The organism is Micromonospora sp. HUAS YX12, assembly GCF_040215685.1.
Lineage (GTDB): Bacteria > Actinomycetota > Actinomycetes > Mycobacteriales > Micromonosporaceae > Micromonospora > Micromonospora tulbaghiae.
In genome coordinates this window covers 2726378-2745989 of sequence record NZ_CP157974.1, presented here as the reverse complement: position 1 = coordinate 2745989, position 19612 = coordinate 2726378, and the positions used below count along the sequence as shown (strand labels likewise).

General features: G+C 72.7%; 21 protein-coding genes. 13 read left to right on the top strand and 8 right to left on the bottom strand.

Annotation, left to right across the window (positions count from 1 at the left end; genetic code table 11):
- Positions 1-158: 158 nt before the first annotated feature.
- Positions 159-854: an SDR family oxidoreductase gene (locus ABIH81_RS13395; RefSeq protein WP_158630811.1), complete on the bottom strand. Its 696-nt coding sequence runs from the start codon at positions 852-854 to the stop codon at positions 159-161.
- An 830-nt stretch (positions 855-1684) separates the two neighbouring features.
- On the opposite strand from ABIH81_RS13395, the gene ABIH81_RS13390 reads away from it, so the two are divergent.
- The 4 genes from ABIH81_RS13390 to ABIH81_RS13375 all read left to right on the top strand — a co-directional run bounded on the left by ABIH81_RS13390 (position 1685) and on the right by ABIH81_RS13375 (position 4882).
- Positions 1685-2484 (top strand): IS5 family transposase gene (locus ABIH81_RS13390; protein WP_349881094.1). Its coding sequence is split into 2 segments (ribosomal slippage): positions 1685-2021 and positions 2021-2484, totalling 801 coding nucleotides; the frame shifts between segments, so codons are not numbered across the junction.
- A 132-nt stretch (positions 2485-2616) separates the two neighbouring features.
- Positions 2617-3012 (top strand): GntR family transcriptional regulator, encoded by a 396-nt coding sequence (locus ABIH81_RS13385; protein WP_349880550.1) that lies wholly within the window; start codon positions 2617-2619, stop codon positions 3010-3012.
- Complete coding sequence (locus ABIH81_RS13380; RefSeq protein ID WP_349880549.1) at positions 3009-3908, top strand: ABC transporter ATP-binding protein; 900 nt, start codon at positions 3009-3011, stop codon at positions 3906-3908. Before ABIH81_RS13385 ends, ABIH81_RS13380 begins: the two co-directional genes overlap by 4 nt.
- Complete coding sequence (locus ABIH81_RS13375; protein WP_349880548.1) at positions 3905-4882, top strand: ABC transporter permease subunit; 978 nt, start codon at positions 3905-3907, stop codon at positions 4880-4882. Before ABIH81_RS13380 ends, ABIH81_RS13375 begins: the two co-directional genes overlap by 4 nt.
- Before the next feature lie 2 nt (positions 4883-4884).
- Here ABIH81_RS13375 and ligD read toward each other — a convergent pair whose 3' ends face one another.
- The gene (gene ligD / locus ABIH81_RS13370) at positions 4885-5844 is read right to left on the bottom strand and encodes a non-homologous end-joining DNA ligase (protein WP_349880547.1); all 960 of its coding nucleotides are present in this window, start codon (positions 5842-5844) and stop codon (positions 4885-4887) included.
- A 152-nt stretch (positions 5845-5996) separates the two neighbouring features.
- Here ligD and ABIH81_RS13365 point away from each other — a divergent pair, with 152 nt between their 5' ends.
- Positions 5997-6335, top strand: coding sequence for a helix-turn-helix domain-containing protein (locus ABIH81_RS13365; protein ID WP_349881093.1), 339 nt, complete (start codon positions 5997-5999; stop codon positions 6333-6335).
- Position 6336: 1 nt separating this feature from the next.
- Here ABIH81_RS13365 and ABIH81_RS13360 read toward each other — a convergent pair whose 3' ends face one another.
- The gene (locus ABIH81_RS13360) at positions 6337-7515 is read right to left on the bottom strand and encodes an NAD(P)/FAD-dependent oxidoreductase (RefSeq protein WP_349880546.1); all 1179 of its coding nucleotides are present in this window, start codon (positions 7513-7515) and stop codon (positions 6337-6339) included.
- A gap of 56 nt (positions 7516-7571) precedes the next feature.
- Here ABIH81_RS13360 and ABIH81_RS13355 point away from each other — a divergent pair, with 56 nt between their 5' ends.
- From ABIH81_RS13355 to ABIH81_RS13345, 3 genes are all read left to right on the top strand, one after another.
- Complete coding sequence (locus ABIH81_RS13355; RefSeq protein WP_349880545.1) at positions 7572-8162, top strand: PadR family transcriptional regulator; 591 nt, start codon at positions 7572-7574, stop codon at positions 8160-8162.
- A gap of 91 nt (positions 8163-8253) precedes the next feature.
- Positions 8254-8799, top strand: a complete 546-nt coding sequence (locus ABIH81_RS13350; RefSeq protein WP_349880544.1) for a TetR/AcrR family transcriptional regulator — start codon at positions 8254-8256, stop codon at positions 8797-8799.
- Between the two features lie 28 nt (positions 8800-8827).
- A complete protein-coding gene (locus ABIH81_RS13345) occupies positions 8828-11008 on the top strand; it encodes an MMPL family transporter (RefSeq protein ID WP_349880543.1) in 2181 nt (726 codons plus the stop codon).
- 35 nt (positions 11009-11043) lie between these two features.
- On the opposite strand, the gene ABIH81_RS13340 is transcribed toward ABIH81_RS13345, so the two are convergent.
- On the bottom strand, positions 11044-12300 hold the full coding sequence (locus ABIH81_RS13340) for an erythromycin esterase family protein (protein ID WP_349880542.1): 1257 nt from the start codon (positions 12298-12300) through the stop codon (positions 11044-11046).
- Between the two features lie 91 nt (positions 12301-12391).
- On the opposite strand from ABIH81_RS13340, the gene ABIH81_RS13335 reads away from it, so the two are divergent.
- Positions 12392-12589, top strand: a complete 198-nt coding sequence (locus tag ABIH81_RS13335; RefSeq protein WP_349880541.1) for a DUF2795 domain-containing protein — start codon at positions 12392-12394, stop codon at positions 12587-12589.
- A gap of 28 nt (positions 12590-12617) precedes the next feature.
- On the opposite strand, the gene erm is transcribed toward ABIH81_RS13335, so the two are convergent.
- Positions 12618-13436, bottom strand: coding sequence for an ErmE/ErmH/ErmO/ErmR family 23S rRNA (adenine(2058)-N(6))-methyltransferase (gene erm, locus ABIH81_RS13330; protein WP_349880540.1), 819 nt, complete (start codon positions 13434-13436; stop codon positions 12618-12620).
- Positions 13437-13855: 419 nt separating this feature from the next.
- Positions 13856-14752, bottom strand: a complete 897-nt coding sequence (locus tag ABIH81_RS13325; RefSeq protein WP_349881092.1) for a Gfo/Idh/MocA family oxidoreductase — start codon at positions 14750-14752, stop codon at positions 13856-13858.
- A gap of 127 nt (positions 14753-14879) precedes the next feature.
- Between ABIH81_RS13325 and ABIH81_RS13320 the strand changes: the two genes are divergently transcribed.
- The gene (locus ABIH81_RS13320) at positions 14880-15296 is read left to right on the top strand and encodes a hypothetical protein (protein WP_349880539.1); all 417 of its coding nucleotides are present in this window, start codon (positions 14880-14882) and stop codon (positions 15294-15296) included.
- On the top strand, positions 15289-15705 hold the full coding sequence (locus tag ABIH81_RS13315) for a hypothetical protein (RefSeq protein WP_349880537.1): 417 nt from the start codon (positions 15289-15291) through the stop codon (positions 15703-15705). The genes ABIH81_RS13320 and ABIH81_RS13315 overlap by 8 nt, the downstream gene beginning before the upstream one ends.
- 25 nt (positions 15706-15730) lie before the next feature.
- Here the strand turns inward: ABIH81_RS13315 and fabG are convergent, their stop codons facing one another.
- Complete coding sequence (gene fabG / locus ABIH81_RS13310) at positions 15731-16489, bottom strand: 3-oxoacyl-ACP reductase FabG (RefSeq protein WP_128136557.1); 759 nt, start codon at positions 16487-16489, stop codon at positions 15731-15733.
- Between the two features lie 61 nt (positions 16490-16550).
- Positions 16551-18203 carry an alpha-amylase family protein gene (locus ABIH81_RS13305; RefSeq protein WP_349880536.1) on the bottom strand — a complete coding sequence of 551 codons (1653 nt, stop codon included), beginning with the start codon at positions 18201-18203 and terminating at the stop codon, positions 16551-16553.
- Between the two features lie 53 nt (positions 18204-18256).
- On the opposite strand from ABIH81_RS13305, the gene ABIH81_RS13300 reads away from it, so the two are divergent.
- Positions 18257-18850, top strand: a complete 594-nt coding sequence (locus ABIH81_RS13300) for a DUF1349 domain-containing protein (RefSeq protein WP_349880535.1) — start codon at positions 18257-18259, stop codon at positions 18848-18850.
- A gap of 70 nt (positions 18851-18920) precedes the next feature.
- Positions 18921-19583, top strand: coding sequence for a DedA family protein (locus ABIH81_RS13295; protein ID WP_349880534.1), 663 nt, complete (start codon positions 18921-18923; stop codon positions 19581-19583).
- Positions 19584-19612 lie beyond the last annotated feature (29 nt).

Here is a 19612-nt window from a genome sequence, read left to right as displayed (position 1 = left end):
GTCCCCCGCACCTGCGAGGCGTCCGCCCAGCCGGGCGTCAACGGCAGGTCGCGCCTGCCCGGACACCGACCGGGAGCCGGGCTGGCGCGGCCCGGGACGGACCTGAGCCACCTGAAGTCGAGCCGAGACCGGACGCTCGGCGGCGGTGCTGTCGGCCGTCACCACCGCCCGTCCGCGCGCAGCACGCGCTCGCCGGAGACGTAGAGGTCGTCCGGGGCGAGCAGGAGCAGCCGGACCACCTCGGCGGCGACCTGCTCCGGCAGCGCGGAGACCTCGTCCAGAAACTCGTCGCCGACCCGTTCCTGCAGCCGGGTCGGCATCGGCCCGGGATGCACCAGCATCACCTTGATCTGGTTGCTGTGCTGCACCTCGGCCAGCGACTCGACCAGGCTGCTGCCGTAGCTCTTGGTGGCCCGGTAGACCGGGATGCCGGGCCTGGGCTTCGCCACCGCCATCGCGCCGATGTACACGACGTTCCCCCGGCCCTGCCGCCGCATCTGGTGCAGCGCCTCCTTGATCACAAAGGTGGTGCCGAGCACGTTCACATCCACGGCCCGCCGGATGCGCTCCGGGGACAGGTCCGCCAGGTCGCCGCCCGCCCACATCGAGGCGCAGGCCGCCACCCCGTCGATCTCGCCGTACCGGTCGGCCACCTCGGCGAACGCCTGCCGAACCTGCTCGTAGGAGGAGACATCGCAGACGGCGCCCGCGCAGCCCAGGTCATCGGTCACCGCGGCAACCTCGTCCGGCGCGTCGCCGACGACGGCGACCCGGTGCCCGCCGACGAGCAGGCGAGCCACCGCCAGCCCGAGTCCGCTGGTCCCACCGACCACCACGAAGGTTCTGGCACCCATGTCCCTCCAGCCGTCGTAACCACGAGCCGTCATGCAACGGCTCGTGGCTTCCCGCTTTTGCCAGGTCCACACCCGGCCCACCGTCCCCCGGAGGCCGAATCGTTCGTGGACGGACGGCGAGGGCTGGTGACCGGCCCGTCAGCGACACTGCCGGCAAGACCGACCGGATAGCCAGGTGGCTGCCTGAACGCGCCAACGCCGCGGCCCGGGACGCCCGCCCCGCGCGGGCCGCCGCCGAGGGCCGAACCGGCCTGGAAGCCGAGACCATCACGTTCGGCGAACTGCTGGAGGAGCACAACGAGGCTCTGTGGCAGGTTCATTGCGACGCGTGCAACCCGCACCGCACGAGCGGATGCGAAGGGTGCTACTGGTTCGCCGTCGAACGCTGCTCGACATGGGCTCAGCTTGTGAACTGGACGGCACATCTCCTCAGGAAGGACTGGGTCGCTGCGACCAACTGGCTCGACTTCATAGAGGCCGCGGCTGATGGTAGAACCATGACGGGCCTGGTCTGCCACCCAGCCGACAGGTACCGAGACGCGTAATCAGTGACCTGGAAGGGGCGACCGTTCGTCCGCCCCTCCCCAGGTCTGGCGACTTCGTCATGGGCTGCTGTCCGACGAGAGCTTCGTGCTAGCTGTTCATGTGGGCAATGCCCAGGTGCCGCTGATGACGACGGCGTCAGCGGCCAAATCGGGCCGTTCCCATGTTCGACGGGACCCGCCGGGGGCACACTTGCTTAGAGGTCCTAACTAAATGATGTTGGGCGTAACCGACGGACGTGAGGGTCGTTTCGTCTGAACGTGAGGAGGGGTGAGCAGCCGCCGTGGATCGTCTCGGATGAGTTGTGGGCCGAGATCGCACCGTTGCTGCCACCCCGCCCACCCAGGCGGAGTCGGTATCCGGGGCGTAAGCCGCTGGATGACCGCAAGGTGCTGTGCGGGATCTTGTTCGTGCTCTACACCGCGATCCCGTGGGAGTACCTGCCTCAGGAGTTGGGGTTCGGGTCGGGGATGACCTGCTGGCGCAGGTTGCGGGACTGGAACGAGGCCGGGGTGTGGCAGCGGCTGCACGAGACACTGCTGGCCCGCCTGCGGGGCGCGGGCCAGTTGGACATGTCCAGGGCGGTGATCGACGGCTCGCACATCCGGGCGCTCAAGGGCGGCCCAAAACTGGTCCGAGCCCGGTCGACCGCCGCAAACCGGGCTCGAAACACCACGTCATCACCGACGCCGGCGGCATTCCCCTCGCCGTCACACTGACCGGCGGCAACCGCCACGACTCCACCCAGACCACCGCCCTGCTCGACGCCATCCCGCCCATCGGCGGCAAGCCCGGCCCACCCAGGCGGCGCCCCGACCGGCTGTATGCCGATCGGGGCTACGACTACGACAGCCACCGCCACCAGATCCGCGCCCGCGGCGTCACCCCCGTCATCGCCCGACGCGGCACACCGCATGGCTCCGGCCTCGGCACCCGACGCTGGGTCGTCGAACGCACCATCGCCTGGCTGCACTGGTTCCGCCGCCTACGCATCCGCTGGGAAATCCGCGACGACATCCACCAGGCATTCCTCAGCCTCGCCTGCGCCCTCATCTGCTGGCGCCAACTCCAACGCACCCAGAGTTAGGAGCTCTAAGAAGACCTTCACGAGCCCGACAGCCGCCCTGGCTGCCGGGCTCGTTCCGTTCGCGGGCGAATCGGCTCCCTTGACCACCGTCCACTGCTTTACTAGCTTCCTAGTAAAACAGTGAGGAGCGCCGTGTTCGTCTTCCGGCTCGACACCCACTCCGGCGTGCCGCCGTACCTGCAACTCGTCCAGCAGGTCCGCCAGGCGGTGCTGCTGGGCTTCCTCCAGCCCGGTGACCGCCTCCCGCTCATCCGCGAGGTGGTCGAGGATCTGGCGATCAATCCGAACACCGTCGCCAAGGCGTACCGGCAGATGGAGCAGGAGAACCTGGTCACCGGCCGGCCCGGCCAGGGCACGTTCGTCACCGAACAGCAGTCGGCCGCGATGTCGGCATCGACGTACACGTCGCTGCGCCGCGGCCTGGCGACCTGGTTGCGCCGCGCCTACGCCGCCGGCCTCGACGAGCAGGCGGTCGACGCGCTCTTCACGTCCGTCCACCAGCAGACGAGGAATGAGGACGTGGCGTGACAGCGTCCGAGCCGGCGCTGCGCACCGACGGTGTGGGCAAGCGGTACCGGAAGGGCTGGGCGTTGCGCGACTGCACCCTGGCCCTGCCGGCGGGCGGCGTGATCGCCCTGGTCGGGCCGAACGGCGCGGGCAAGACCACGCTGCTGCGCCTGGTCGTCGGGTTGCTGGCCCCGAGCACCGGCACGGTGCAGGTCCTCGGCCACGACGTCACGGCCAGCACCCCGCAGACGCTGTCCCGGGTCGGGTTCCTGGCCCAGGACCACCCGCTCTACAAGCGCTTCACCGTCGCCGAGATGCTCCGCTTCGGCCGGGCCTGCAACCTGCGGTTCGACCAGGGGCTGGCCGAGCGCCGGCTGGCGAAGCTGGGCATCCCGCTCGACCGCAGGGCCGGCTCGCTCTCCGGCGGGCAGCAGGCCCAGGTCGCGTTGGCTCTGGCCCTGGCGAAGCGGCCGGACCTGCTCGTCCTCGACGAGCCGGTGGCCAGCCTGGACCCGCTGGCCCGGCACGAGTTCCTCCAGGTCCTCATGGGCGCGGTGGCCGAAGGCGGGGTGACCGTCCTGTTCTCCTCCCACGTCGTGCACGAACTGGAGCGCGTCTGCGACCACCTGGTCGTGCTCAACCAGGGCCGGGTCACGCTCACCGGCGACATCGACACCCTCCTCGCCGAGCACCGGCTGCTCGTCGGCCCGCGCACGGCCACCGACCTCGACCGGGCCGCCGCCGTCGTGGAGGCCGTCCACAGCGACCGGCACACGACCCTGCTGGTACGCGACGGCGGGATCCCGGCCGCGCCCGGGTGGCAGGCCCGCCCGGTCGCGCTGGAGGACCTGGTGCTGGCGTACCTGCGCCGGCCGCCCGAGCCGAGCGCCGCGGTCACGTCGGGGGTGGCGGCATGACGTGGCTGATCTGGCGCCAGCACCGGACCGAGGTCTGCGTCCTGGGCCTGCTCGTCGGCATGTTCGGCATCGCCCTGCTCGTACTCGGGACGCAGGCCCACGACCTGTTCCCCGGCGGTGCCGCCCGGTGCGCGGGAGCGGCCGGTGCCGACGAGGCCTGCGCGGCCTCCTTCCGCCGGCTCGACGAGGAGTACGGGTACGTCGAGAACCTCCTGGCGGCCTTCTATCTGGTCCCCGTCGTCATCGGTGCGTTCCTCGGTGCGCCGCTGCTCGCGCGCGAACTGGAGGACGGCACCTGGCAGCTCGCCTGGACGCAGGCCGTGCCGCGGATGCGCTGGCTGGCGGCCAAGCTCGCGGCACTGGCCGGCGTCACCGTCGTGCTCACCGGGATGTTCACCGCGGTGCTCACCTGGTTCCGTCAGCCGTTCGACGCGTGGGAAGGGCGGTTCCAGTACGACGCCTTCGACCTGGAGGGACTCGTTCCGGTGGCGTACGCGCTGTTCGCGTTCGGCGTCGCCACGGCCGCGGGGGCGATCCTGCGGCGCAGCCTGCCCGCGTTCGGCGTCGCGTTCGGGGCGTTCCTCGCCGCCCGGATGGCGGTGGCGCTGCTGGCCCGCCCCGCGTACGCCACGCCGCTCACCACCATGGAGCCGGTCCCCGCCGGCGGCTCGACGGACCAGGCGGGGCGCCGGCCCGTGCCCGGCGGCGCCGACTGGGTGATCGAACACGGCTACGCGGACGCCACCGGGCGCAGGCTGAGCGGCGCCGAGTACCACGAGCTGGAGGGCGCCGCCGACCGGGCCGGCACCAACCTCAACCAGTTCCTGCACGCGCGGGGCATCCAGCAGTTCGGGGTCTACCACCCGGCCGAGCGGTTCTGGACGTTCCAGCTCATCGAGGCGGCCCTGTTCATCGCCGTCGCGGCGATCCTGACCGGCGTGGTGGTGTGGCGGGTGCGGCGCCGCGTGATCTAGCGTCACCCGGCCTCGCGGCGGGCCTTGGCGCGGCGCTTGCCCTCGTGCATCGCCTGCACCCGGGCCACCGGGATGGTCCGCCCCTGCTCGACCAGCTCCGCCGGCAGGCGCTGCGGCGCGGGCAACGCCTCCGCCCAGGGATCCCGGTCACCCAGCAGCGCGGGCACGGTCCGCACGGTGAAGTCGGCCGGGCTCGCGCTCTCCAGGTCGGTCCAGCCCACCGGGTACGACACCGGTGCGCCGGGCCGGATCCGAGGGCTGTAGGCGGCCACCACTGTCGCCCCGTACGCCCGGGTGGAGTCGACGAAGACGCGGCCGCCGCGGTCGGCGACGATGAACGCGGTGGTCGCGGCCGCCGGGTCGAGCCGTTCGGTACGGGCGGCGAGCGCCCGGGTCGCCGCGGCGGCCTCCTCCGCCGTGGTGGCGGGGTCCACCGGCACGACCACGTGCAGCCCCTTGGCGCCGCTCGTCTTCACCGCCCCGGTCAGCCCGGCGTCGGCGAGCGCCTGCCGCACCAGCAGCGCGACGCGCACCACGGCGCCGAACGCGTCCCCCTCCGGCGGGTCCAGGTCGAGCACCAGATGGGACGGGTGCTCGGGCGCGCCGGCGCGGGCCAGCGTCGGGTGGTACTCCACCGCCCGCTGGTTGGCGAACCAGAGCAGCGTCCGGCGGTCGTCGCAGAGGGCGTACGAGATCCGCCGGTGCGACGCCTCCGCCCACACCTCGGTGCGGCGTACCCAGCCGGGGGTGTACTTCGGCAGGTTCTTCTGCATGAACGGCTCCTGGCCGGGCCGCACCCGCAGCACCGACAACGGCCGGTCCCGCAGTTCCGGCAGGATCCGGTCGCACACGGCGTCGAGGTAGTCGACCAGGTCGCGCTTGGTCGCCCCGGCGCCGTCGAACAGCGGCTGGTCGAGGTTGGTCAGCGACACTCCGGCCCGGGTCTCGTCGGCGGCGCCCATCGGACCACCATCCCGGGCCGGGCCCGGCTCGGCAACCCCGACACGGTGCCCGGCGCTCCTCGCCGTCGCGCACCTGCGACGATCGGGGTGTGGGTGAGGCAGAGGCGGACCGGTGCGGGTCCGGCACGGCGGAGCAGGCCGGCGCGTGCACGATGCGGGAGGCGCTGGACCGGGTCGGCGGCAAGTGGGCCATCGGCATCCTGATCGCCGCCTCGGCCGGCCCGATCCGCTTCACCGAGCTGGAGCGCCGGGTGGAAGGGATCAGCCGCCGGATGCTCACGCTGACGCTGCGCAACCTGGAGCGGGACGGGCTGCTGCACCGGCACGTGCATCCCACGGTGCCGCCGAAGGTGGAGTACACGGCCACGCCGATGGCCCGGGAGCTGTACGAGTCGCTGGTGGCGCTGACGAGCTGGGCGGAGCGGCACCGCGAGGCGATCAGCGCGGCCCGGGCCGAGTACGACCGCACGCACGGCGGCCCACCGGCCTGACTCAGCCCGCCACCCGCTCCGTCCAGTCGATGTGGTGGCCGAACAGCCAGGCCTGGGCCGCGCCGCCGTTGCGCGCCAGGTACCGGGCGGCGAGCGGCATGCCCAGGTCCCGGACCAGCCGCCCGACCGGGCCGGCGACCTTCGTCGTGCTGGTCCGCCGCCCCTGCGCGACCACCCGCTCCACCCGGTCGCGGCGCAGCCGCTCGTAGGCCCGGAACGCGACCGGCACGTCCGGCAGGTCGCGCAGGCAGCGGGCGAGCTGGACGGCGTCCTCGAAGGCCATCGCCGCGCCCTGCCCGGAGGAGGGGGCGGCGGTGTGCGCCGCGTCGCCGATCACGATCATGCGGTCGCGGTGCCAGACCGGCACCGAGGGCAGGTCGTACGTCGGCCAGCCGTACTCGATCCGCGCGGTGTGGTCGAGGATCCGCGTCGCCGGTCCCCGATCGCCGGCGAGCAACGCGCGCAGCCGGGACCGGGCCTCGTCCGGGCCGATCGCGGCGAGTTGTTCCCGGCTCGCCTCGACCGGCTGCGGCGGGTTGGCGAACCACCAGACCTCGTCCTTCCCCACCACGATCCAGCAGAAGAAGCAGCGCCGGCCGAACATCATCTGCATCACGCCGCGCTCGTCGGGCAGGCGCAGCCCGCGGGCGAAGCCACCGGCGTTCAGCAGCGGCACGTAGCGCGGCGCGGGGGCGGCCGGGTCGATCAGCGCGCGGACCCGGGAGCGCAGCCCGTCGGCGCCGACGAGCAGGTGGCCGTGGGCGGTACGGCCGTCGGCGAACCGGGCGGTCACACCGCCGTCCGCCGTGTCGGCGCCGGTCAGCCGGGCGCCGTGGACGAACTCGACGCCCCGGCGCAGCGCCTCGTCGCGCAGCGCCCGGTAGAGGTCGGAACGGCCGACCGTACGGCTGCCGGGGGCACCGAACTCCGCGAGCCGGCGCCCCCTGTGGTTGTGCATGAGCATCCGGGGTGTCGGGTGTCCGAGCCCGGCCACCAGGTCGTCGAGGTCGATCGCACGTAGCGCGTCGAGCCCGTTGGCCGAGAGCGTCAGGAACGCGCCCACACCGACCGCGTCCCGCGGGTACGCCTCGTACACCGAGGCGTCGATGCCGGCGCGCCGCAACGCCATGGCGGCGACCGGGCCGGCCAGTCCGGCGCCGACGACGACAGCTTTAGTCATGTCATGACTATACATAAAATGACTATTACGCGACAGGGGGCACCTAGGGTGGGGCCATGACGGTTCGTCGCTCGCCGCTGGCGATGATGGTGCTGGCCCTCCTGGTCGAGGAGCCGATGCACGCGTACCGGATGCAGCAGCTCATCCGGGAGCGGGAGAAGCAGGACGTGGTCAACGTCGCGCAGCGCAACAGCATCTACCAGACCATCGAGCGGCTGCGCCGCGACGAGCTGATCCGGGTGGCCGAGACCAGGCGCGAGGAGGGGCGGCCGGAGCGCACCGTGTACGCGCTCACGAAGGCCGGCCGCCGCACGCTCGACGGGTGGCTCGCCGACGCGCTCGCCACCCCCGCCCGGGAGTTCCCGGAGTTCCCCGCCGCCCTGTCGTTCCTGCCGATCCTGCCGCCCGAGGAGGCGGCCCGACGGCTGGACGAACGGGCCGGCGCCATCGAGGCACGGCTGCGCGAGCGTGAGGCGGCGCTGGCCGGGGTACGACTGCCCCGCCTCTTCCTGGTCGAGGACGAGTACCAGCTGACCCTGCTCCGCGCCGAGCTGGACTGGGTACGCGGGCTTGTCGCCGACCTGCGCTCCGGCGCGCTCACCTGGTCCGGGGAATGGCTCGCGGACTGGACCGGAACACCGGCCTGACCTGCGGAAACAGGCCGTTGTGGCGAACGCCACGCGGCGGATCTGACCGATCGGTCAGCACCTGACCGATCGGTCAGGCATGCTGGAGGACATGGCGCGACCGACCACCGCCACCCACGACGAGCTGCTGGCCGCGGCCGCTCGCCGATTCGCCGTCACCGGGTACAAGGGCACCTCGCTGCAGGACATCGCGCGCGAGGTGGGCTGTTCCAAGGCCACCGTGCTCTACCACTTCGCCAGCAAGGACACCCTGCTCTGCGAGCTGATGGCCCCGGCCATCACGATGCTGGAGGAGCTGGACGCCCGGATCGCGGCGCACACCGGGGCCGAGGCCCAGCGCGTCGCCGCCGAGGGCTTCGTCGACCTGGCGGTCCGCTTCCGCCGGGAGATCGCGCTGCTGCGGGGAGAGTTCCCCGACCTGCTCCAGCAGCCCGCGTTCGCCCACATCCAGCAGATCTCCGAACGACTCGTCGCCGCCTTCTCCGGCTTCTCCGACCGTCCGGAGGCACGCGTCGCGGCGCTCGTCGTGCTCGCCGGCATCGCCGAGACCTGCGGCGAGTTCCTGGACATCCCCGACGAACAGCTGCGACCCGCGCTGCTCGCCGTGGCGTACCGCGCGCTCGAAGTCACCACCTGATCCGAAACTGCGAGGACAAGGAAGGTCCATGGCGACCCTGCTGTACCGGCTCGGCCGGGCATCCCTGCGCCGGCGGCGACTCGTCGCCGTCGTCTGGCTCGTCGTACTCGTCGGACTCGGCCTGGCCGCGGCCACACTGAAGGGCCCGACGGCGAGCAACTTCACCATGCCGGGCACCGAGTCGCAGAAGGCGATCGACCTGCTCAGCGACCGCTTCCCGGCGGCCAGCGGCGCCACCGGCACGATCGCGATCAAGGCCCCCCAGGACGGCACGCTGACCTCGCCCGCCGGACAGGCGGTGGTCAAGCAGGTCACCGAGGAGGCGGCCACGCTGCCCGGCGTGGTCGGCGCGGTCGACCCGTACCAGGCGCAGGCGCTCACCCCGGACGGCCGGTACGCGCTGATCCAGGTGCAGTTCGCCGGCGGGGCGGACGAGGTCACCGACGAGCAGCGCGACGCGTACGAGAAGGTCGGCGCGCAGGCCGAGGCTCAGGGCTGGCAGATCGCCCCCGGCGGCGAGGTGCTCAACGGTGAGCCGGAGGTCGGCTCGACCGAGGCGATCGGCGTGCTGGTCGCGGCGATCGTCCTGGTGATCACGTTCGGCTCGCTCGTGGCGGCCGGGATGACCATGCTGAACGCGCTGATCGGCGTCGGCGTCGGCATGGCCGGTCTGTTCGCGCTCAGCGGCGCGGTCGAGCTGACCAGCACCGCGCCGATCCTGGCGCTGATGCTCGGCCTCGCGGTCGGCATCGACTACTCGCTGTTCATCACCTCCCGGCACCGGCAGAACCTGCTCGACGGGCTCTCCCCCGAGGAGGCGGTCGGCCGGGCGGTCGGCACCGCCGGCTCGGCTGTCGTCTTCGCCGGCGCGACGGTGGTGGTGGCGCTCGCCGGCCTGGCCGTGGTGGGCATCCCGTTCCTCACCGTGATGGGCCTGGCCGCGGCCGGCACCGTGACGGTTGCCGTGCTGGTGGCGATCACGCTGGCCCCGGCGCTGCTCGGCTTCGCCGGTCCCAAGGTGCTGCCGCGCAAGCTGCGTGACCGCAAGGCGGTCGAGGATCCGGCCACCGGCTCGGAGGACCGCTCCGGCTTCGGCTTCCGCTGGGCGCGGTGGGTGACCAAGCTCCGCATCCCGGTGATCCTGGTCGGGCTGCTCGGCCTCGGTCTGCTCGCGATCCCGGCCCAGGACATGCGCCTGGCGCTGCCGGACGCCTCCGCCGCCGCCGAGGGCACCCCGGCCCGGGTCAGCAGCGACCTGATCCGCGAGGGCTTCGGCCCCGGCTTCACCGGCCGGCTCGCGGTCGTGGTGACCGCGGACTCGCCGCAGGCCACCCAGGCCGCCATCCCGCAGGTGACCGCGCTGATCCAGAAGACCGACGGGGTGCTGGCGGTGGCTCCGCCGCAGGTCGACCCGTCGGGGCGTACCGCGCTGATCGGGGTGATCCCGAAGACCGGGCCGACCGACGAGGCCACCGAGACGGTCGTGCACGACATCCGTGAGCAGGTCTCGGGCATCCAGAACGCCGACGTGCTGCTCACCGGCGTCACCGCGGTCGGCATCGACGTGTCGGAGAAGCTCTCCGACGCACTGCCGGTCTACCTGCTGGTGGTGGTGGGCCTGTCCATCCTGCTGCTGATGCTGGTGTTCCGGTCGATCCTGGTGCCGGTCAAGGCGGCGCTGGGCTTCCTGCTCACCGTGGCGGCCACGTTCGGCATCACCGTCGCGGTGTTCCAGCAGGGCCACCTGGCCGACCTGGTCGGCCTGGACACCCCGGCCCCGCTGGTCAGCTTCCTGCCGATCCTGCTCATCGGCATCCTGTTCGGCCTGGCCATGGACTACGAGGTCTTCCTGGTCTCCCGGATGCGCGAGGACTTCGTGCACGGCGACACCGCGCAGCAGGCCACCATCAACGGCATGGGGCACGGCGCCCGGGTGGTCACCGCCGCCGCGCTCATCATGATCTCGGTGTTCGGCGGCTTCGTCTTCCTGGAGGACCCGATCATCAAGTCGATGGGCTTCGCCCTCGCGATCGGTGTCGCCATCGACGCGTTCGTGGTCCGGATGACGATCGTGCCGGCGGTGATGTCGCTGCTGGACAACGCCGCCTGGTGGCTGCCGCGCTGGCTGAACAAGATCCTGCCCAACGTGGACGTCGAGGGCGAGGGCCTGCGCGCCCACCTCGCCGAGAAGCAGCACGCAAACGTGTGAGCCGCACGGGTGGGGCCCGGCGGGGCCCCACCCGGTCACACACCCGACGGATACGTCTCCATCTCACCGGGTGTGACGCACGCCGGCAGCGGGTGCAGCGCGGTGGCCTCGTCGCACCAGATGAACGCGTCGTAGCGCTCACCCAGCCGGGTCGGCACGTAGTTGCCCCAGGACTCGAAGCTCGGGTCGTACACCACCCCGATGGCCCGGTGGTCCGCCTCGCCGGTCACCCACTCCGGCTGGTCGTCGCCGCCGAAGACCAGCACCGCCCGGTCCGGCATCAGCTCGTGCAGCCGATGCTCCACCGAGCCCTCCCGGGCCGGCGGCACCACCATCTTCTCGGCCGGTGAGCCCCAGCGCGGCGCGGCGACCACGCTGCCGTGCCAGCTGCCGAAGCCGATCAGCGCCACCGCGTCCCGGCCGTGCCGTTCCCGGCCCAGCTGCCCGATGTTGACCATGCCGTCCGCCGCCATGTCGGTGGCCCGGGCGTCGCCGACGTGCGTGTTGTGCGCCCACACGATGCCCCGCGAGCCCGGTCCGTACCGGTCGAGCAGCCGGTCGAGCGTGTCGGCCATGTGGACGTCGCGCACGTTCCACGACTCGGGGCCGCCGCCGACCATCGCCCGGTAGTACCGCTCCGCGCCGGCCACCACCTCCGCGTTCTGCCAGGCCGAGAAGCGGTCCGGGCCGTCGGCGGCGGCCTGTTCCCGGGTACGCGCCAGCAGCCGGACCACCTCCTCCTCGCACCGGGCGGAGACGAACCGGCTGGCCATCCCGTACTCCTCGACGCGCTTGCCGTACGGCTCGAAGCAGCGGTACGCCTCCTGGGCCGCCTCCAGCGAGGCCGGATCCTCCTCACCGAGGTAGTCGAAGATGGCCTGCATCGACTCCCAGAGGGAATACACGTCCAGCCCGTGGAAGCCGGCCCGCTCCCCCTCGGGACGGTCCAGGTTCCACGCCCGCAGCCAGCGGCAGAAGCGGGCCACCTCGGCGTTCGCCCACATCCAGGTGGGCCAGCGTTCGAACCGTTCCAGCGCGACGAGCGGATCGGCCGCCCCGTCCGGCGCGTCGACCACCGATCGGTGCACCCGGTCGCAGTCCGGCCAGTCCCCCTCCACCGCCACGAAGTCGAACCCCTGTTCGGCGATGAGCCGCCGGGTCAACTGCTCCCGCAGCCGGTAGTAGTCGTAGCTGCCGTGCGTCGCCTCGCCGATCATCACCACCCGGGCGTCCCGCACGCGGTCCAGCAAGGGGTCGAAGTCGCTCGGCGCGCCGAGCCGCTGTACCAGCATGTCAGCGGCTACCCGGGGCCCGCCGGGACAAACCGCCGCCGAGGCCCGGCGGCACGGGCATGCCGCCGGGCCCAGCGGGTAGCCGGGCGGCATGACCGTCACCGGCGCGCAGTTGCAGGAGTTCCTGGCCGGGCTGGACTACCCGGTCTCCCGGGAGGATCTGGTCCGCTGGGGCCAGGAGAACGGCGCCAGTACCGAGGCGCTCCAGGCGCTGCGGTCCCTGCCGGCCGAGGAGTTCCAGTCCCCCACCGAGCTGGGCGAGGCGATTGTCACCCTGGCCGGCACCTGACCGGGCGGGTGTTAGGAGGGGCCCCCTCCTATACCGGAGGCGTTAAGAAGGGGCCCTTCCTTGCGTGCAGCAGCCGGAACAGCACCAGCCACTGTTCCGGCCAGACCAGCCCGACCGGGGTGTCCGGCGCGATCCGCGCGGCCCGCATCGCGCCGTCGACCCGCGGCCGGGGGTGGCCCGCGCGCAGCGAGGCCGCGAGCGAGCCGCCGGCTCCGCCGAAGCCCAGCTCCACCATCCGGCGGTACGCGGACAGCGCCGCCGGCGCCACGAGTGGCGTCGTCCGGCGCTCCAGCCGCAGGATGCCCCCGTCCACGCCCGGCACCGGCCGGAACGCGGCCCGGGGTACCCGCCCGGCCAGCCGCCAGTGGTACTCGGGCCAGGTCAGCACCGTGAGCCGGCTCCACCGGCCGTGGTCGCCGGTGCGCTTGCGGGCATAGTCGAGCTGGGTGAGCAGCGTCGCGGACCGCAGCCCTGGTGCGGCCAGGCACCAGCGGACCACCGCCGCGGTGAGCGACCAGGGGATGTTGCCCGCCACCGAGAACGGCCCGGCGGGCGGGGGCGCGGCCAGGAAGTCGGCCGCCCGTACCTCGACGTTCGGCAGCGGAGCGCAGGCCGCTGTCAGCTCGGGCAGCACGGCCGGGTCGACCTCGTACGCGATCAGCCGCCCGCACCGCGCGGCGAGCGGGCGGGTCAGCCGGCCGCGTCCGGCGCCGACCTCCAGCAGCAGGTCGTCCGGGCCGGGCCGGGCCGCGCGGACCATCCGCGCGACGGCGGCCGGGTCGGCGAGGAAGTTCTGGGACAGTACGCGACGGGACCGGTCGCGTGCGGTGGTTCGGCGGGGCGCCACGGGTTCGTCCTGTCTGTCGCCGGACGGCGACGGGTACGGACCGCTGCGCGGGTGTCCCCCGCCGTCGAGGCGGCGTGGGGCGGATCGGGCGGGCGGTCCGAGCGGATCGGGACTCGGACGACCCTGGAGAGTGGCCGGAACGCGGCGCATGCCTGAGACGGCCACCTCGGCGAGGTGGCACGGTCGACGGACCGCACGCCACCTCGGCGAGGTGGCACGACCGCGCCCTCGGGCGGGTCGGGAACCGGCGGTCAGGTCAGACGCGGGCGGCGTACCGGCCGGCCAGGGCCGGGCGCCGGAACCGCGGACGGGCGTCCAGGAGGAGCCCACACGCGGCCGGCGCGGCGGCCACGCGGATCAGGGCGTGCGTGAACATGCGGCCACGCTAACGACCGGGCCCGGCCCGGGCGACCGGTTTTCTACAGGTCGACGGTGCGTCCCTGCTCCCGGGCGGTCTGCGCGGCGTCCAGCACCGCCACCACCTCACGGCCGAACCGCACGTCGCACCGGTGGTCGCGGGTGCCGGCGTCGACCTCCTCCAGCAACTGGTCGAGCGCGGCGCCGAACGCCTGGAGCGCGCTGCCGTCGCCGGGCGGCACGGTCTCGGTGCCGTTCTCGCCGAAGAAGACGAAGTCCCGGGTGACCGCCTCGGACGGCGCGTCCAGGGTGAGCGAGAGCGAACTGGTCGCGCCGCCGTCGTGGGTGAGCAGCAGGTGCACCAGGCCGCTCGGGCCGTCCATCGCGGCGACCCGGGTGACCCGGCCGAGCACCGGCAGGATCAGCGACAACGCGTGCGGGCCGACGTCCCAGAGCGCGCCGCGCTCCCGCCGCCAGGCCGAGTCGCCGTACGGGTTCCCGGGCTGGAAGATCGACGCGAAAATGGTGGCGCGGGCGTGCTGCCAGCCGCCGGCCGCCGCGGTCGAGGCGAGGAAACCGGTGACGTTCGGGTGGAAGCGCTGGGTGAAGAAGACCACCGAGGCCACCCCGGACGCCTGCGCCGCCGCGACCACCCGGTCGGCGTCGGCGAGGCCGAGCGCCAGCGGCTTGTCCAGCAGCAGGTGCCGTCCGGCGGTGGCGGCCCGGACGGCGATGTCGGCCTGCACGTCCGGCGGGAGCGCCACGGCGATCGCGTCGCAGGCCTCGATGAGCGCGTCGACGTCGGTGAAGGCCGGTACGCCGTGCCGGGTGGCCAGCTCCTCCGCCTTCGCGGCGCTGCGCCCCCAGACGCCGGCGAGCCGTGCCCGCGGGTGCGCCTCGATGGCCGCGGCGTGCGTCTCCGCCGCCCAGTAACCGGTGCCGAACAACCCGAACCGCACCCGGACCCCCTGCAAAGTCGACGTCCGCCACCGGCGTACGCCGGGACCGTGATCCACGCTAGTCCCCCGGCCCGTCCGGCGCGCCCCGACCCGGCGGGCGAGCCGCTACTACACCGGTTAGTAGGCTGTGCCGGTGAACGACACCGTGTCGACGACCAGCGCGGCGGCCGCCTCTCCGGTGGACGGGCCGCTCGCCACGGTCGCGATCGTGATCTCGCTGGCGGTCGCCGTCTGGGCCCTGGTGGCGGCGGTACGCCACCGGCCGCCGGACCGGATCCAGTTCATCGGCCTGGCCGTACTGGAGGTGGCGCTGCTCGCGCTCACCGTGACGGCGCTCGTCGCGCTCGGCGGCGGGGACCGGCCGGGCGAGCCGGGCGCGTTCTTCGGCTACCTGGCGACGCTCGTCTGCCTGCCGCCGCTGGCCTGGGTGCTGGCCCGGATGGAGCCGACCCGGTGGGGCTCGGGCATCGTCTGCGCGATCTGCCTGGTCACGCCCGTGGTGGCGTTACGGCTCCAGCAGACCTGGGAGGCCCTCGGTGGCTGAGACCACGACCGGGCAGCGTGCCACCAACCGCGGGCCGGGCCGGTTGCTGATCGCCGTCTACATCGTCTTCGCCATCGCCGCGACCTCGCGGGCCGGGTTGCAGATCGCCACGAAGTTCGACGAGGCGCCGGTGGCGTACCTGCTCTCCGCGCTCGCCGCGCTGATCTACATCGTGGCGGCGGCCGGGCTGGCCCGGGCCGGGCACGCCGGCCGCCGGATCGCGCTCGCCTGCTGCACCGTCGAACTGGCCGGGGTGCTCGGGGTGGGCGTGCTGAGCATCGCCGACAAGGAGCTGTTCCCGGACGAGACGGTCTGGTCCGACTTCGGCAGCGGCTACGGCTACGTGCCGCTGGTGCTGCCGGTGCTCGGCCTGTTCTGGCTCTGGCGCACCCGGCGCGACCCCGCCTGAGCGGGCCCGCGCCGGGTGCGGCCGGTCAGTCCTTCGGACCGCCGGCGACGTAGATGACCTGGCCGGAGACGAAGGACGCGCCCTCGCTGGCCAGGAACGAGATGGTGTGCGCGACGTCCTCCGGGCGGCCGGGACGGCGTACCGGGATCTCGGCGGCGGCGTGCTTCTGGAGATCGTCGAAGTCGACCTTCATCCGGGCCGCGGTGGCAGCGGTCATGTCGGTGACGATGAAGCCCGGCGCGACCGCGTTGACAGTCACGCCGAACGGCCCCAGCTCGATCGCCAGCGTCTTGGTGAAGCCCTGGAGGCCGGCCTTGGCGGCCGAGTAGTTCGCCTGGCCCCGGTTGCCGAGGGCGGAGGTGCTGGACAGGTTGACGATCCGGCCCCACTTCGCCTCGACCATGTGCTTCTGCGCGGCCTGGCTGAACAGGAACGCCCCGCGCAGGTGCACGCCCATGACCGTGTCCCAGTCGCCGTCGGTCATCTTGAACAGCAGGTTGTCGCGCAGCACACCCGCGTTGTTGACCAGCACGGTCGGCGCGCCCAGTTCGGCGGCGATCCGTTCCACGGCGGCCTCGACCTGGGCCCGGTCGGACACGTCGGCGCCGACGCCGAGCGCCCGGCCGCCGGCCGAGCCGATGGCGTCCACCGCCTCCTTGGTGGCGGACTCGTCGATGTCGACCACGGCGACGGCCATGCCGTCGGCCGCCAGCCGGCGGGCGGTCGCCGCCCCGATGCCGCGCGCGGCTCCGGTCACGATGGCGACGCGGGGCTCCTCCGACATGCTTACCTCCCGGTAACTTGTGGCTCGATCGAAGGAGCTTAACCCGCCGGTACGCCGCCCCCTACCGCTCGTGGCCCCGGCAGAGCCGGATCCACCGGTAGCCGTACCCGCCGAGCTTGAGCCGGTCGAGCTTGCCCACGTCCTCGTAGTTGCGGTCGCTCAGCACGTCGATCGGCAGGTCCGCCTCCGGCGCCAGCGTGCTCAGGTCGACCTCGACGTCCTCAGTGCCGAGGTTGTGCAGGAACACCATCGTCCCGGTACGCCCGTCGGCGCGGTGCGCGAGCACGCCCGGCGGCATCGGCACGTCGATGTGGGTGGTGCTGCCCGACCCGGTCTCCGGCGCCTCCCGCAGCGTCCGGATCATCCGCTCGAACCAGCCGAGCAGCGAACGCGGGTCCTTGCGCTGGGCGGTGACGTTGACGTTCTGGTAGCCGTACTCGCCCTTGTCGATCACCGGACGGACCAGCTTCTCCGGCTCGGCCGTGGAGAAGCCGGCGTTGTCCTGGTAGGACCACTGCATCGGGGTACGGATCGCGTCGCGCCCGTCCAGCGACAGGTCCTCCCCCATGCCGATCTCCTCGCCGTAGCGCAGCACCGGCGTGCCGCGCAGCGAGAACTGCAACGAGTACGCCAGCTCGATGTGCCGGCGGTCGTTGCCGAGCATGGGCGCGAGCCGCCGGCGGATGCCCCGGCCGTAGAGCTGCATGTTCTCGTCCGGACCGAACGTCGCCAGCACGTCGTTGCGCTGGTCGGCGGTGAGCCGGGACAGGTCGATCTCGTCGTGGTTGCGCAGGAACGTGGCCCACTGGCCGCCGGTGGGCAGCTTCGGGGTGTCGCGCAACGCCTCGATGATCACTTCCGGGTCCTCCCGGGCCAGAGCGAGCATCAGCCGGCCGTTGAGCATGAAGTCGAACAGCATGTGGATCCGGTTGCCCGAGCCGCTGCCGTCGCCGAAGTAGACCGGCAGCTCGTCCGGCTCGACGTTCGCCTCGGCCAGCAGGACCGAGTCGCCGCGCCGCCACTGCACGTGCTGGCGCAGGTCGGTGAGGAAGTCGAAGTCCTTCGGTGAGTTCGGGTTGCCCGGCTCGGTGCGCTCGATGATGAACGGCACCGCGTCCATCCGGAAACCGGAGACGCCGAGCTGGAGCCAGAACGAGGTGATCTTCTTGATCTCCGCCCGGACCCGCGGGTTCTCGATGTTCAGGTCCGGCTGGAACTTGTAGAAGCGGTGGTAGTACCACGCCTTGGCGGTCCGGTCGTAGGTCCAGGTCTCGTGCTGTTCCCCCGGGAAGACCATGCCCTGGTGGCGGTCGTCCGGCTCGTGCTCGGCCCAGACGTACCAGTCCCGGTACGGCGAGTCGGGCGACGACCGGGCGGACTGGAACCACGGGTGCTGGTCCGAGGTGTGGTTGACCACCAGGTCGATGATCACCCGGATGCCCCGGTTGCTCGCCTGGTGCAGCAGTTCGGCGAAGTCGCCGAGCGTGCCCAGCCGCGGGTCCACGTTGTAGAAGTCGGTCGCGTCGTACCCGTCGTCCTCGTTCGGCGAGGGGTGGATCGGGTTCAGCCACAGGCAGGTCACGCCGAGCCGGGCCAGGTAGTCGAGCCGGCCGATCAGCCCCTGGAAGTCACCCACCCCGTCGCCGTCGGAGTCCGCGTACGTGTCGACGTCGAGGCAGTAGACGACCGCCTCCTGATACCACCTGTCACCCATGCGGCTACTACTTCTCCGAACGCGCGCGGCGGCAAACCCGGTACGGTGCCGGAATGGAGGAGGAGGCGTACGACTGGTTCGCCGGCACCTGGCTGAACCCGCCCGAGCGGGCCGAGCCGGTCGGCGGCGGCCTGCTGGTCGAGCCGCGCGGCGGCAGCGACTTCTGGCGGCGCACCAGCTACGGCTTCGTGCACGACGACGGCTCGGCGCTGCTCGCTCCGTTTCCGGTGGGCAGCGCCGTGGAGGTGTCGTTCCGGCTCGACTACTCGGTCCAGTTCGACCAGGCCGGCGTGCTGGTGCGGGTGGACGAGCGGCGGTGGGCCAAGGCCGGGGTCGAGGTGAGCGACGGTTCGCCGCAGGTGGGCGCCGTGGTCACCGACGAGTTCTCCGACTGGTCGGTGGCGCCGGTGCCGGACTGGTCGGGCCGGGAGGTGACGGTCCGGGTGAGCCGGGCCGGCGACGCGCTCACCGTACGGGCCCGGTGCGAGGACGAGCCGTGGCGGCTGGTCCGCGTCGCCCCGCTCGACCCGGCGGCGGCGGCTTCGGCCGGGCCGTACTGCTGCTCGCCCAGCCGCGGCGGCCTGCTGGTCCGCTTCACCGGCTGGCGGCGGGGTCCGGTGGACGCCGCGCTGCACCCGGAGGGCTGAGTCACAGGTGTGACATCCGCCTGTCCGGGTAACACCTTCGGATCTCCGGCTCTCGCGTGGAAGGACCGACATGGCCCTGGCCCAGGACGTCGACCCGAACCAGTTCACCGGGCTGACCGGCTGGGTGGCGAGCGTGATCGACTCGCTCGGCGCGGTCGGCGTGGCGCTGCTGGTGGCGCTGGAGAGCATCATCCCGCCGATCCCGAGCGAGATCGTGCTGGCGATGGCCGGCTACCTGTCCGCCGAGGGCCGGTTCAACGTGGTGCTGATCGTGGTCGCCGCGACTGTCGGCTCGCTGCTCGGCGCGCTGGTGCTCTACTGGCTCGGCGCGGCGCTCGGCGAGGAGCGGCTCAAGCGCTGGCTGGACCACATCCCGCTGGTCGACCTGGAGGATCTGGAGAAGGCCGACCGCTGGTTCGAGCGGCACGGCCGGTGGGCGGTGCTGATCGGCCGGGTGGTGCCGGTGGTACGCAGCCTGGTCTCGATCCCGGCCGGCGCCAACCGGATGCCGCTGGGCGAGTTCATCCTGCTCACCACGCTCGGCAGCGGGGTGTGGAACGCCCTGATCGTCGGCGCCGGGTTCACCCTCGGGTCGCGGTGGGAGGACGTCGACAGGTACAGCCAGTGGTTCAACTACGCGATCTTCGCCGTCTTCGGTTTCATGATCGTGAGCTGGGCGGTGAAGAAGGTGCGCCGGCGGCGCGCCCGGCAGTCGGTGACCACCGGGCGCTGACCCGGACCCCGAGGGGCCCGGGCCGCGTC

Bases quoted from the DNA above. Each gene is read 5' to 3' on its own strand.
- ABIH81_RS13395 (WP_158630811.1), bottom strand. From the start codon at position 854: ATGGGTGCCAGAACCTTCGTGGTGGTCGGTGGGACCAGCGGACTCGGG.
- ABIH81_RS13375 (WP_349880548.1), top strand. From the start codon at position 3,905: ATGACGTGGCTGATCTGGCGCCAGCACCGGACCGAGGTCTGCGTCCTG.
- ligD (WP_349880547.1), bottom strand. From the start codon at position 5,844: ATGGGCGCCGCCGACGAGACCCGGGCCGGAGTGTCGCTGACCAACCTC.
- ABIH81_RS13365 (WP_349881093.1), top strand. From the start codon at position 5,997: ATGCGGGAGGCGCTGGACCGGGTCGGCGGCAAGTGGGCCATCGGCATC.
- ABIH81_RS13360 (WP_349880546.1), bottom strand. From the start codon at position 7,515: ATGACTAAAGCTGTCGTCGTCGGCGCCGGACTGGCCGGCCCGGTCGCC.
- ABIH81_RS13355 (WP_349880545.1), top strand. From the start codon at position 7,572: ATGACGGTTCGTCGCTCGCCGCTGGCGATGATGGTGCTGGCCCTCCTG.
- ABIH81_RS13350 (WP_349880544.1), top strand. From the start codon at position 8,254: ATGGCGCGACCGACCACCGCCACCCACGACGAGCTGCTGGCCGCGGCC.
- ABIH81_RS13345 (WP_349880543.1), top strand. From the start codon at position 8,828: ATGGCGACCCTGCTGTACCGGCTCGGCCGGGCATCCCTGCGCCGGCGG.
- ABIH81_RS13340 (WP_349880542.1), bottom strand. From the start codon at position 12,300: ATGCTGGTACAGCGGCTCGGCGCGCCGAGCGACTTCGACCCCTTGCTG.
- ABIH81_RS13335 (WP_349880541.1), top strand. From the start codon at position 12,392: ATGACCGTCACCGGCGCGCAGTTGCAGGAGTTCCTGGCCGGGCTGGAC.
- fabG (WP_128136557.1), bottom strand. From the start codon at position 16,489: ATGTCGGAGGAGCCCCGCGTCGCCATCGTGACCGGAGCCGCGCGCGGC.
- ABIH81_RS13305 (WP_349880536.1), bottom strand. From the start codon at position 18,203: ATGGGTGACAGGTGGTATCAGGAGGCGGTCGTCTACTGCCTCGACGTC.
- ABIH81_RS13300 (WP_349880535.1), top strand. From the start codon at position 18,257: ATGGAGGAGGAGGCGTACGACTGGTTCGCCGGCACCTGGCTGAACCCG.
- ABIH81_RS13295 (WP_349880534.1), top strand. From the start codon at position 18,921: ATGGCCCTGGCCCAGGACGTCGACCCGAACCAGTTCACCGGGCTGACC.